This window comes from Cyanobium gracile UHCC 0139, from assembly GCF_034931325.1.
Lineage (GTDB): Bacteria > Cyanobacteriota > Cyanobacteriia > PCC-6307 > Cyanobiaceae > Cyanobium > Cyanobium gracile_B.
This window is the reverse complement of the sequence record NZ_JAYGHX010000016.1, coordinates 1-11,298: the sequence shown is the minus strand read 5'-3', so window position 1 is coordinate 11,298 and position 11,298 is coordinate 1. Positions and strand designations below refer to the sequence as shown.

Sequence of the window (11,298 nt, the reverse complement as noted above, 5' to 3'; positions counted from 1 at the left end):
CGCCCGTCAGCCCTTCTCCACCAGGTCGCGAAATCGATCAAGGTTGGCCTGCAGTTCTTTGGTGACGATGCCACCCATGATGGTGGGTTCCATCAGGGGTGCAAGCGCGCCGGGGAGTTCATAGCTGACGGTGAGCTTCACCGCCGTGAGGTCGGGCCCGAGGGGATAGAAGCGGACAGCCCCCTTGGTCGGCAGGCCACCCACCGATTCCCAGTGCAGCCTCTGGGAGTCGACCCGTTCGGTGATCCGGGCCTTCCAGTGGAAGCGGAACCCCTGGGCCGCCAGGGTCCAGTCAGTGAGGTCGGGATCGTCGAGGGTGACGACCGATTCGATCCAGCGCATCCAGCGGGGCATGGCCTCCAGATCGCTCCACACCTCCCAGACCCGGGCCACCGGGGCCTGAATCTCGGTGGTGACGCTGTGCTCGAGCCATTTGCCCATGGTTGTGCTCCTAGGCCACCGCGGCGCAGGTGGCCAGCGCCACCGGCTGATCCAGGATGGCGGCAGCCGCCAGCCGTCCGCTCATGGTGGCTCCCTCCATCGAGTCGATGTAGTCCTGGCGGGTGTAGCTGCCAGCCAGGAAGAAGTTGGCCACGGGGGTGCGCTGGGCGGGGCGGAACAGCTCCATGCCGGGGGCTTCCCGGTACAGGGACTGGGCCAGCTTCACCACATTGCTCCAGACGAGCTGGAGGCCGGCGGCGGAGGGGAACAGCTCGCGCACCTGGCGGTCGGTGTGGGCGACGATCTCCTCCGTCTTTCTGGGAATCCAGGGATCACCCGGGGTGAGTACGCACTGCAGCAGGGAACCCAGGCCCTCCCGCCGGTAGTCGGCCGGGCTGGTCAGGGCCAGGTCGGCGAAGCAGCTGAAGTCGGCATCGGCCGTGTAGAGGAGGTTGTCGAGTCCCGCCGGGCGGCCCAGGTCGGCCCGGCGGGACTCGGGGCCGGCCCCATCGCCCAGTTCGGTCACCCAGCCGTCATAGCGCAGCTGCACGGTGGCCACCGGCACCGTCTCGAGCCGGTCGATGGCGGCGAACTCTGGGAAACGGCGCCAGGCCTGGGGCAGCAGCCGCTGGGCTCCCGGCACATCACAGGCGGCCAGGTAGGCGTCGGCCTCCACCCGCTTCTCCCCGTCGGGGGTGCCCAGCACCAGGGACGTGACGACGGTCTGACCGTTGCGCTCCTCGTGGCGCACCTCGCTGACCCGGTGGCGCAGGTGCAGGCGGCCGCCACGGGCCTGGATGTAGTCGAGGATCGGTCCGGTCAGCCAGCGGTGGGGGGATCCCTTGAGCAGGTTGAGCTTGGAGGCCTCCGTCCTGGAGGCGAACATCATGAAGATGGTGAGCATGCAGCGGGCCGAGATGGCCTCGCAGTCGATGAAGCCGAGCGCGTAGGCGATCGGGTTCCATAGCCTCTGAAGGCTGCGGGGACTGCCCCCATGGCTGAGGAACCACTGCTGGAAGCTGATGGCATCGAGGGATCGGATCACCTTCATCGCCCCCTCGTAATCGACCAGCCCCCGGACGATCGGGCTTGTCCCCAGGGCGAGGGCATTGCGCAGCTTGTCGATCCAGTCGAGCTGGGAGGTGGTGAAGAAGGCCTTGAGGCCATTGAAGGGGGCACCGACGGGGAAGCGGAAATCGAGGGCGCGCAGGTCGCCGCCGCGGTTGACGAACAGGTGCCAGTGCTCCTTGGGCAGGAGATTGTCGATGGCGCCCACCTTGCGCATGAGGGCGAAGAGGTTGGCGTAGTTGAAGAAGAAGACGTGCAGCCCCATCTCGATGTGGTTGCCGTCCGGGTCCTCCCAGCTGCCCACCTTGCCCCCCATGAAGGGGCGGGATTCATACAGATCAACCGTGTGACCGGCGTCGACCAGATCGACGGCCGCGCTCAGACCGGCCAGACCCGCACCCACGATGGCGACCCGCACCCTAGGAATCCCGTGAAGGTCCTGACTCTATGGACCGGAGCCTACCCACCGGGGAGGGATCTCCATAGAGTGGACGCTCACCGCGTTGTCCGGCGGCCCGATTCCCACCCTCCGACCCTCTGCGAACGCCCCCCAACGAACGATGAGCAGCTCCACCCAGACCCCCGCCTCCAGCCCGGCTGCGACCCTGCCGGCCGAAGCGGCCGTCACGCACACCGGTGTGGATGGCAAGGGCATCCTGATCACCGAGCCGGCCATGCGCCAGCTGGGCACCCTGATGGCGTCCCAGGGGGGCCAGAAGGTGCTGCGGGTGGGTGTGCGCTCGGGCGGCTGCAGCGGCATGAGCTACACGATGGATTTCATCGACGGCTCCGAGATCCTTCCCGACGACGAGACCTACACCTACGAACCCGCCGGCGCCCCCAGCTTTCGCGTGGTGTGCGACCCCAAGAGCCTGCTGTACATCTACGGCATGCAGCTGGACTTCTCCTCGGCCCTGATCGGCGGCGGCTTCAACTTCACCAATCCCAACGCCTCCCAGACCTGCGGCTGCGGCAGCTCCTTCGCCGTCTGATCCCGGGCCGGTCCATGGCGTGCCGGCCCCGTGGCATGGGAGTCTGACGATCCCCACCCCACCACCCCCAGCCGCCATGACGGCCCCGCAGGAGTCCCGCTTCGACCAGGCCATCGCCCGCTACCAGCAGGGGGCCGCGCCCGAGGAGCTGATCGACGAGTTCCTGCAGATCACGGCCCAGGAGCCGCGCCAGTCGGCGGGCTGGACCTGTCTGGCCTGGCTGCAGTTGCTGCTCGACCAGCCCCAGGCGGCCCTGCCCTCGGCCCGCAACGCGGTGAAGCTCAATCCCCAGGATCCCCAGGCCCGCATCAACCTCAGCGTGGCAATGCTGGAGACCGGCGCCAAGGGGGTGCGGGAGCACATTGAGATGGTGAAGCGGGTGATGCTGATGGCCCCCGAACTGGCCGACGAACTGCAGGGATCGATCGCCGATGGCCTGCAGCGGCGACCGGGCTGGCAGGCCCTGGAAAAGGTGAAGGCCTGGCTCAGCTGAGTCCCGGCCGCCCCTCGGTCAGGGCCTCAAGCACGGCCTCGGCGATGCGCCGCGAGCCCCCCGGCGTGCCGACCCGCTCCAGGGCGGCGTCGGCGCAGCGTTGCGGCAGGTCGGGGTCCGCCAGCAGACGCTGGATCAGGTCGGCGGCCTCCTTCAGAGCGGCCGTGTCGGCCGGGCGCCGCCCCACCGTATGGACCGTGGGACCCAGCAGCCGCATCTGGGATTCGGCGAAGGCATAGCTGAACTGGGGGCCGCGGCCCACCAGCTGCACCACCGGCAGACCGAAGCCCACCGCCTGCTCCACGGCGGTGCCGGCCATGCCCACCACCAGATCACTGGCGGCCAGGATCGAGGGCAGGGCCCCCGGCAGCAGCCGCACCTCGAGCGCGCCGCCGGCGGAGCGGAGCACGCCACCGTCCAGCTGCCAGCCGACCGCCGCCGCCAGGGGTTCCAGTTCCCGCCAGTGGGGGCTCTCCACCACCGCCACCAGGAAACGCCAGGGCCCCTCCCCGGGCCGTCCGCCCAGCTGGCTGCAGAGCCGCAGCATCAGCACCAGGTTGTGGAGGGCCTCCGGGAAGCGGCTGCCGGGCACCAGCGCCAGGGTGCGGGTGCCCGGCAGGCGGGCCACCTGGCCCGGGTCCGGTGGCGGCAGATCCATGATCGGATAGCCGCGGAACAACGCCTTGGCCTGGCCCTGGGCCTGGAGGTCGGTGGCGGTGAAGGCATCGCGGGTGAGCACCACCCGCACCCGCCGCCGCCGGCAGCACCAACGGGTGAGGGCAGAGAGCCGCAACCGGCCCTCGTAGTAGCTCGAGGTGGAAACCAGGAACACCACCGTCGGCCGTCCCGTGAGCAGGGCGAAGATCAGGGGGACGTGGTCCCCGATGCTGACCACCAGGTCGAAGCGGCGACCCCGGCGCCAGGCCGTCCAGAGCTGGGCCAGGCTCTGCTGCAGCCAGCCCGCCGCCAGGTCCTTCCAGAGGTTGAGGCCCTGGTACACCATGCCCCCGGACGGCAGGCTGCGGCCCGCATACAGGAGGGGGATGCCGCGGCGTCCATAGGCCGATCCGGCGCCGACGATGGGCAGCGCCGCCAGTTCCAGCCCGGGATCACACTGGCGCAGCCCATCGGCGATCAGTCCCCCATTGAGATCCTCCCCATGGCCGTTGCTGATCAGCAGGATCCTGGGAGCAGGGGAAAGGGGCACACGGGACACCAAGCACGGTCGAGTTTAGGTTTGGGCTCACCGGGGATTTCCCCCTCCCGGCTCACCCCGCAGGTATGAGCACTCCCGCCACCGGCCCCGTCGCGCAGGTGCGCCGCATTGTCGATGTCGTGCTGGTGGCCGACGTCTTCCTGGTGCTGGCCGGGGCGCTGTTCTTCGCCGTGGCGGTCGTGCTGCACGGCCAGCGGCTGGACGCTCCCCTGGAGCTCTTCCAGCGGCTGTGGCAGCCGCTGTTCACGCCGGCCATCGGCCTGCTGATGGCGGCGGCCCTGCTCAGCGGCGGGCTGGGCTGGTGGCAGCGGCGAGGGCAGCGCTGAGCTCCGGGTACTGGAAGTGGAAACCCTGGGCCAGCAAGCGCTCCGGGCGGACCTGCTGCCCTTCAAGCACCACCGCGGCGCCGTCCCCGAGCAGCAGCTGCAGCAGGGGGCCTGGCACCGGCAGCAGGCTGGGCCGGCCGAGGGCACGGCCGAGGCTGGAGGCGAAGATTCCCATGCGGGTGGGCTCCGGGGCCACGGCGTTGTAGGGGCCGGCGTAGGCGTCGTCCTCCAGGGCGGTGACGATCAGCCGGCAGAGGTCGTGGCGATGGATCCAGCTCATCCACTGCTGGCCACTGCCCACCGGACCGCCGAACCCGGCCCGGAACACCGGCAGCATCTTGCCGAGGGCGCCACCGTCGGGCCCAAGCACAATGCCCACCCGCAGCACCACGATGCGGCAGGCCTCCGGGGCGACCTGGGTGGCGGCTTCCCAGCGGGCACAGAGGCGGGCCAGGAAATCGTCGCCGGGGGGGCTGGCCTCGGTGAAGCCGGCCTCCAGGCTGGTGCCGTAGTACCCCACGGCCGAGCCGTTCACCAGCACGCGGGGCGGTGTGGCCAGGGCCGCCATCGCCCGCACCAGCTGGGTGGTGGTACCGATGCGGCTGTCGAGCAGCCGCTGGCGGTGGGCCGGCGTCCAGCGCTGGTCGGCGATCGGCTCCCCGGCCAGGTTCACGACCCCATCGGCCGCCGCCAGGGCCTCCAGCAGCGGCGGCTGGCGCCAGCTGGCCGGGTCGGCGGGATCGCAGCAGAGGGTGATGAGGCGGGGATCGGCCGCCTCGCTGTCGGGCCGGGAGTGACGGCTCACCAGGGTGAGCTGATGGCCGAGGTTGAGCAGGAACGGCACCAGCTCCCGGCCGACGAAACCCGTACATCCGAGCAGAAGCAGTCGCATGCCCACCGTTCCATCGGAATCCAGTGCCGAGGTTAGGTTCCGGCGGCCCTAACCTGAGCCGATCCCACCTCCCCACGATGGCTGACTCCGCGCCTGCCGCTCCCCCGAGCCTGAAGAAGGGTGCCCTGGTCAGGGTGAACAGGAGCGCCTACATCAACAGCCTCGAGGCCGGGGCCAGCGATCCAGTGCCCCCCGGCTACCTGTTCGAGGGGCCCGGTGAGATCCTGGCCATCCAGGGGGAGCACGCCCAGCTCCGCTGGCGCCTGCCCGTTCCCGACGTGTGGCTGCGGCTCGACCAGCTCGAGGCGATGCCCGCCCCCTAGGGCGAGAGCGTCCGCACCGCCTAGATCTCCACCCGGCGCCGTTCCTCCTTCAGGCGGCTGCGGCGCAGCCTGGCCTCCCGCAGCATCTCCTTGCCGTCATGGAGGTAGCTGTCGACATAGCCCATGGTGTAGCGCTCCAGTTCCACCAGGGCATCTTGCACCTGGCTGAGGCAGTGGTAGAGGCTGAGGCCGAACCCCTTGGCCGCCGATGGGCAGGCCCGGGACCGGTAGAGGGCTTCCACCTTCTCCATGCGCAGCCGGCTCTGGTCGAGGAAGGCGCAGAAGGCCCCCATCAGCTCATCGTCGTAGGGGTCGGCGGCCAGTGTGCGCAACTGGGCCGGGAAGGGATTGATCACCTGGCCGATCAGCCGGTCGATCGGCACGTACACCTGCTGGAGCCAGCCGATGAGCTCTTCGTCACTGGCGGCGCCGACGCCACGATGGCGGCCCGCTGTCGCCCCCTTGGTCGTTCCGGCACCGCCCGCGGCGTTGCGCGCCGGCACGCCAACGCCGGCCCCATGGTCGTAATGGCGCCGGCGGTCCCCGTCGCCCAGCACCTCCCAGGCCGCATTCAGGGCCAGAATCGTGCGCGGATCGCCGCCGGCATCCGGGTGATGGCGTTTGACGAGGGCGCGGTAGGCGGCCTTGATCTCGGCGGTGGTGGCCCCAGGCGAGACCCCGAGGATGGCGTAGTGGTCGGCGGAGGTCCTGGCCATGCGCTGGCGGCGCCATCTGGCTCCAGCATCGCCGATGGGCCCACCCGGACGGCCCCGCCGAGCCTGCCCGAAAAAAAAGCCCCCCTGGAGAGGGGGGCTGAAGGGTTGTGAGGAAGGGTGAGGAGGAAGGAGCGCCGATCCAAGGGCCCCGCAAGGGACCCCGGAGACTCAGAACTTGAACTGGGTCTGGATGAGACCGCCGAGCACGCTGCTCGACTGGCCGATCGTGGTGAACTGGCCGTTGGGGCGGCTCAGATAGAACAGGGCCGGGGTCACGCTGATGTTGTCGGTGACCTGGAACTTGTACCACCACTCCCAGGCGAAGTTGCCGTCCTGGGGGGTCTCGCCGTTGCGCAGCGAGGTGGCGAACACCGGCTGGCCCACGGCCATGCCGGCCTGGTTGCCCTTCATGAAGACATCGTTCCACTGCAGGCCGACGCTCCAGGACTGGCTGGCGCCCCGGTTGGCCGACTGGTTGAAGGTCGGCACCGTGTTGAAGGTCGGGACCCGCACCGCGGTCGCGCCCCTGCCGATGAGGGCGGTCTGGGGGTTCAGTTCAGGCTGGGTCATGGCGTTGTACCCCCAGCCCAGGTTGATGGAGGGGATCCAGCCGCTCTTGGTGGGCTGCCACGCGAAGGTGGTGGCGAAGTTGTTGGAGTAGGAGGCGTTGGTGCCGAAGTTCTCCGAACCCAGGAAGTTGTTGGTGATGCTGGTGCAGCCCACCGCCGGTTGGGCGAAGGAGGTGCCGCGGCGGAAGTTCTGGCCGCACTGGACGTAACTCCAGGCGAAGGCGAAACGCCAGTTCTTCCCGGCCACACCGGCCTGGGTCGTCCAGGTGCCGCGGCTGCGCTCGCCCAGCAGGCCACCCTGGTTCGGGTTGCCGTTGTCGGCGTTGGGGGCGACGTAGGCGGTCGAGATCGCGAAGAAGGGCTTGCCCTTCTTGACGTTCTGCTTCCACATCAGGCCGAAGGTGGCCCCGGTGGCCTTGTTATAGGTGCCGGGGGCGCCGTGCAGCGTGAAGACGTCGAGGATCTCGGACCGGTAGAACCAGGGGGTGATGGCCAGGAACTCGGTGTTCCGGGCTTTGGCGCCGATCAGGGCGGTGAAGTCACGGCCGATCGGGAACCGGTAGTAGAGACGATCGATGTTGACGACGTCAGCACCACCGGCGGGAGAGAAGGCGCGATCGAGCGCCATCAGGTTGTAAGGCTGGCCGCCGAAGGGGCTGTTGTTGAAGTTGCCGCTGCGCAGACGGGTGTACAGCAGATCCTTGCCAGTGAAGCTGGTGAGGAAGTTGAGGCGCAGGTCGTAGTTGAAGACCGTGGCGCCCCAGTTACGCCGGTTGTTGGCGGGGAAGGCGTTGGCCGCACCTGCCGGCACGCCAACGGCGGGGTTCGGCAGGCCCTGGTTGCCACCGAAGCTGTTGGAGCCGATCACGAAGACGGCATCGCCCTGGAGTTTTGTGGTGGTGGAGAACTGGGTGGCCTCCAGCTCACCCACCTTGGCCTCCAGGCCATCCACACGGCCGCGCAGCACGGCGAGTTCCTTCTCGAACTCCTCCATCAGGCGCTTCAGCTCGTCGGTCACCTCAGTGATCCGGTCGAGGCAGGCGTTCAGCAGGGCCGCCGCTTCGTAGCGGGTCATGGCCTGGCCACCTTTGTAGGTGCCGTTCGGGTAACCCGCAACGCAGCCGTAGCGCTCGATCAGGTTCGAGAGGGCCTGGAACGCCCAGTCGGTGGGCTTGACGTCGGAGAACTGGTTGATGCTGGTGACCTGGTTCTGGGCTTCCCAGGCCTTGAAGCTGTCGATGTTCTGCTGCTCCATGTAGGTGGAGATCTCCGCCCTCTGGGACGGGGAGATCTCGCCGGCCGAAACGGCCAGGGGCGACAGCAGCCCAAGGGCCACCGGCGCCAGCAGGACTTGCTGGAAGGGTTTCATTGGTCCTCACACCAAAAAGAGGAATCCCCCGGGGGGGACGGCGCAAAGGTATAGGAATCCCTGCCAGGAGCCCAAAGGCCGCAGCACACGGGCTGGTATTGCAGCTGACATGGACGTCCAGATGATCCTTGCCGTCGGGGAAAGGGGTGGAGGAGAAGAGAAAGGACAGGGCAAGGAACAGACGGGGCGGGCGTTGCCAGCACCTGGGAGCGGAGAAAGCCCCCGCGAAGGGGGGCTCGGAGCGCTGTGAGGAGGGGGGGCCAATGGGGAGACCCCGGAAGATCAGAACTTGAACTGGGTCTGAATCAGGCCGCCGAGCACGCTGCTCGACTGGCCGGCAGTGGTGAACTGGCCGTTGGGTCGGCTCAGATAGAACAGGGCCGGGGTCACGCTGATGTTGTCGGTGACCTGGAATTTGTACCACCACTCCCAGACGAAGTTGCCGTCCTGGGGGGTTTCGCCGTTACGCAGCGAGGTGGTGAACACCGGCTGGCCCACCGCCATGCCGGCCTCGTTGCCCTTGGCGAACACATCGGACCATTGCAGGCCCACGCTCCAGGACTGGCTGGCGCCCCGGTTGGCCGACTGGTTGAAGGTCGGCACCGTGTCGCGCACCGGCACATTGATGCCGTTGACCCTGGCGAGAACGGGATTCAGCTGGGGCTGGGTCATGGCGTTGTACCCCCAGCCCAGGTTGATGGAGGGGATCCAGCCGCTCTTGGTGGGCTGCCACGCGAAGGTGGTGGCGAAGTTGTTGGAGTAGGAGGCGTTGGTGCCGAAGTTCTCCGAACCCAGGAAGTTGTTGGTGATGCTGGTGCAGCCCACCGCCGGCTGGGCGAAGGAGGTGCCGCGGCGGAAGTTCTGGCCGCACTGGACGTAGCTCCAGGCGACGGCGAAACGCCAGTTCTTCCCGGCCACACCGGCCTGGGTCGTCCAGGTGCCGCGGCTGCGCTCGTTCAGCAGACCCCCCTGGTTGGGGTTGCCGTTGTCGGCGACGGGGGAGACGTAGGCCGTGGAGACGGCGAAGTAAGGCCTGCCCTTCGGAACGTTCTGCTTCCACATCAGGCCGAAGGTGGAACCGGTGGCTTTGTTGTAGGCCCCCGGAGCACCGTGCAGCGTGAAGACATCGAGGATCTCGGACTTGTAGAACCAGGGGGAAATGGCCAGGAACTCGGTCGCCCGGGCCTTCGGGCCGATCATGGCGGTGAAGTCGCGGCCGATCGGGAAGCGGTAGTAGAGACGGTCGATGAAGACGGTGTCAGCCCCGGCCGAGGGTGCCGTGAGCTTGTCCAGCGCCATCAGGTTGTAAGGCTGGCCATTGAAGGGGCTGTTGTTGGCATTGCCGCTGCGCAGCCGGGTGTAGAGCAGGTCCTTGCCGGTGAAGCTGGTGAGGAAGTTGAGGCGGACGTCGTAGTTGAACACCGTGGCGCCCCAGTTGCGCCGGTTGTTGGCGGGGAAGGCGTTGGCCGCCGCCGCGGGCACACCCAGGGCCGGATTCGGCAGGCTCTGGTTGCCGCCGAAGCTGTTGGCGCCGATCACGAAGGTGGCTTCGCCCTGCAACTTGGTGGTGGTGGAGAACTGGGTGGCTTCCAGCTCGCCCACCTTGGCCTCCAGGCCATCCACCCGGCCGCGCAGCACGGCGAGCTCCTTCTCGAACTCGGCCATCAGGCGCTTCAGCTCGTCGGTCACCTCGGTGATCCGGTCGAGGCAGGCGTTCAGCAGGGCCGCCGCTTCATAGCGGGTCATGGCCTGGCCGCCCTTGTAGGTGCCGTTCGGGTAGCCGGCGACGCAGCCGTAGCGCTCGATCAGGTTGGAGAGGGCCTGGAACGCCCAGTCGGTGGGCTTGACGTCGGAGAACTGGTTGATGCTGGTGACCTGGTTCTGGGCTTCCCAGGCCTTGAAGCTGTCGATGCTCTGCTGCTCCATGTAGGTGGAGATCTCCGCCCTCTGGGACGGGGAGATCTCGCCGGCGGAAGCCGCCAGAGGCGACAGCAGGCCAAGGGTCACCGGCGCCAGCAGAAGTTTCGGAAAGGGTTTCATTGGTCCTCACACCAAAAAGAGGAATCCCCGCGAGGGGAGGCCAAAAAATATCGGTGGAGACCGGAGCGGAAATGAAATCAGTTACGGACAGGGGTAACAACAGGAACATCGGCCTGTGCCAGCGCCCTGGACCTGGAAAACAGAAAAAAGCCCGGCTGCAGTGCAGCCGGGCAAAGGGTTGAGGACGGTGTGAGGGGAAGGCTCTGACAGATCAGAACTTGAAGGTGGTCTTGATGAAGCCGCCGAAGTTGTTGAAATCGGAGCCCACGGGACCAATCGCGCCAACATTCTTGGAGACCTGACCCAGAGGAGCGCTCAGGTAGTAGAGAGCCGGGGTCACGCTGATGTTGTCGGTGACCTGGAACTTGTACCACCACTCCCAGGCGTAGTTGCCATCGACGATGGCGGTGGCGGCGGCGGGACCACCAAAGACGGCGGGACCGGCGCTGACGGAGGTCAGGAAGGTGGGCTGACCGACGGCCATGCCGAAGGAGTTGCCCTTGATGAACACGTCATCCCACTGCAGACCCACGTACCAGGACTGGCTGGTGGCGTTGGTGATGCCGGTGGTGGAGACGAGGTTCGCGGCGCCGTTGAGGTTGGTGGTGCCGTTGTAGTTGCTGCGGTTGATGCCCCAGCCGGCGCTGATCGAGGGAACCCAGCCGGAGTTGGTGGGCTGCCAGTAGGCGCTGATGCCCACCGAGTTGGTGGCCGCGGCGTTGGTCTGGAAGATGGTGGCCAGCGGCGTGCCGTTGCCGGTGTAGAGGCCGGCACCACCCGAGGAGTAGGTGTAGGCCGCTGCGATGCCCCAGTTGGAGCCGGTGTAGGCGATCTGGCCGGTACCGGTCTGGGC

12 protein-coding genes are annotated in these 11,298 nt (G+C 67.9%); 4 read left to right on the top strand and 8 right to left on the bottom strand.

What is annotated here, in order from left to right; translation table 11 throughout:
- Positions 1–6: 6 nt before the first annotated feature.
- On the bottom strand, positions 7–441 hold the full coding sequence (locus VB738_RS15920) for an SRPBCC family protein (protein WP_015110468.1): 435 nt from the start codon (positions 439–441) through the stop codon (positions 7–9).
- 10 nt (positions 442–451) lie between these two features.
- Positions 452–1,927, bottom strand: coding sequence for a 9,9'-di-cis-zeta-carotene desaturase (zds, locus tag VB738_RS15915; RefSeq protein WP_323306674.1), 1,476 nt, complete (start codon positions 1,925–1,927; stop codon positions 452–454).
- A 142-nt stretch (positions 1,928–2,069) separates the two neighbouring features.
- Between zds and VB738_RS15910 the strand changes: the two genes are divergently transcribed.
- Together VB738_RS15910 and VB738_RS15905 are read left to right on the top strand one after the other, a co-directional pair.
- Entirely contained in the window at positions 2,070–2,501 is a 432-nt protein-coding gene (locus VB738_RS15910) for an iron-sulfur cluster assembly accessory protein (protein ID WP_323306673.1), read from the top strand.
- A gap of 76 nt (positions 2,502–2,577) precedes the next feature.
- A complete protein-coding gene (locus VB738_RS15905) occupies positions 2,578–2,994 on the top strand; it encodes a hypothetical protein (RefSeq protein WP_323306672.1) in 417 nt (138 codons plus the stop codon).
- Here the strand turns inward: VB738_RS15905 and VB738_RS15900 are convergent.
- A complete protein-coding gene (locus tag VB738_RS15900) occupies positions 2,987–4,201 on the bottom strand; it encodes a lipid-A-disaccharide synthase-related protein (protein WP_323306671.1) in 1,215 nt (404 codons plus the stop codon). The two genes, VB738_RS15905 and VB738_RS15900, sit on opposite strands and share 8 nt — an antisense overlap.
- Positions 4,202–4,275: 74 nt before the next feature.
- Between VB738_RS15900 and VB738_RS15895 the strand changes: the two genes are divergently transcribed.
- The gene (locus VB738_RS15895) at positions 4,276–4,536 is read left to right on the top strand and encodes a hypothetical protein (protein WP_323306670.1); all 261 of its coding nucleotides are present in this window, start codon (positions 4,276–4,278) and stop codon (positions 4,534–4,536) included.
- On the opposite strand, the gene VB738_RS15890 is transcribed toward VB738_RS15895, so the two are convergent.
- Entirely contained in the window at positions 4,493–5,428 is a 936-nt protein-coding gene (locus VB738_RS15890; RefSeq protein WP_323306669.1) for a TIGR01777 family oxidoreductase, read from the bottom strand. The two genes, VB738_RS15895 and VB738_RS15890, sit on opposite strands and share 44 nt — an antisense overlap.
- Positions 5,429–5,505: 77 nt before the next feature.
- Here VB738_RS15890 and ndhO point away from each other — a divergent pair, with 77 nt between their 5' ends.
- Positions 5,506–5,751 carry an NAD(P)H-quinone oxidoreductase subunit O gene (gene ndhO, locus VB738_RS15885; RefSeq protein ID WP_323306668.1) on the top strand — a complete coding sequence of 82 codons (246 nt, stop codon included), beginning with the start codon at positions 5,506–5,508 and terminating at the stop codon, positions 5,749–5,751.
- Positions 5,752–5,771: 20 nt separating this feature from the next.
- On the opposite strand, the gene VB738_RS15880 is transcribed toward ndhO, so the two are convergent.
- The 4 genes from VB738_RS15880 to VB738_RS15865 form a co-directional block, all read right to left on the bottom strand.
- Positions 5,772–6,467, bottom strand: coding sequence for a J domain-containing protein (locus VB738_RS15880; RefSeq protein WP_323306667.1), 696 nt, complete (start codon positions 6,465–6,467; stop codon positions 5,772–5,774).
- Positions 6,468–6,635: 168 nt separating this feature from the next.
- The gene (locus VB738_RS15875) at positions 6,636–8,405 is read right to left on the bottom strand and encodes an iron uptake porin (RefSeq protein ID WP_323306666.1); all 1,770 of its coding nucleotides are present in this window, start codon (positions 8,403–8,405) and stop codon (positions 6,636–6,638) included.
- 282 nt (positions 8,406–8,687) lie between these two features.
- On the bottom strand, positions 8,688–10,445 hold the full coding sequence (locus VB738_RS15870) for an iron uptake porin (protein WP_323306665.1): 1,758 nt from the start codon (positions 10,443–10,445) through the stop codon (positions 8,688–8,690).
- 211 nt (positions 10,446–10,656) lie between these two features.
- Positions 10,657–11,298 (bottom strand): carbohydrate porin (locus VB738_RS15865; RefSeq protein WP_323306664.1); only part of this gene is annotated, 642 nt, incomplete at its 5' end.

Bases quoted from the DNA above. Each gene is read 5' to 3' on its own strand.
- VB738_RS15890 (WP_323306669.1), bottom strand. From the start codon at position 5,428: ATGCGACTGCTTCTGCTCGGATGTACGGGTTTCGTCGGCCGGGAGCTG.
- VB738_RS15910 (WP_323306673.1), top strand. From the start codon at position 2,070: ATGAGCAGCTCCACCCAGACCCCCGCCTCCAGCCCGGCTGCGACCCTG.
- ndhO (WP_323306668.1), top strand. From the start codon at position 5,506: ATGGCTGACTCCGCGCCTGCCGCTCCCCCGAGCCTGAAGAAGGGTGCC.
- VB738_RS15905 (WP_323306672.1), top strand. From the start codon at position 2,578: ATGACGGCCCCGCAGGAGTCCCGCTTCGACCAGGCCATCGCCCGCTAC.
- VB738_RS15920 (WP_015110468.1), bottom strand. From the start codon at position 441: ATGGGCAAATGGCTCGAGCACAGCGTCACCACCGAGATTCAGGCCCCG.
- VB738_RS15875 (WP_323306666.1), bottom strand. From the start codon at position 8,405: ATGAAACCCTTCCAGCAAGTCCTGCTGGCGCCGGTGGCCCTTGGGCTG.
- VB738_RS15895 (WP_323306670.1), top strand. From the start codon at position 4,276: ATGAGCACTCCCGCCACCGGCCCCGTCGCGCAGGTGCGCCGCATTGTC.
- VB738_RS15870 (WP_323306665.1), bottom strand. From the start codon at position 10,445: ATGAAACCCTTTCCGAAACTTCTGCTGGCGCCGGTGACCCTTGGCCTG.
- VB738_RS15880 (WP_323306667.1), bottom strand. From the start codon at position 6,467: ATGGCCAGGACCTCCGCCGACCACTACGCCATCCTCGGGGTCTCGCCT.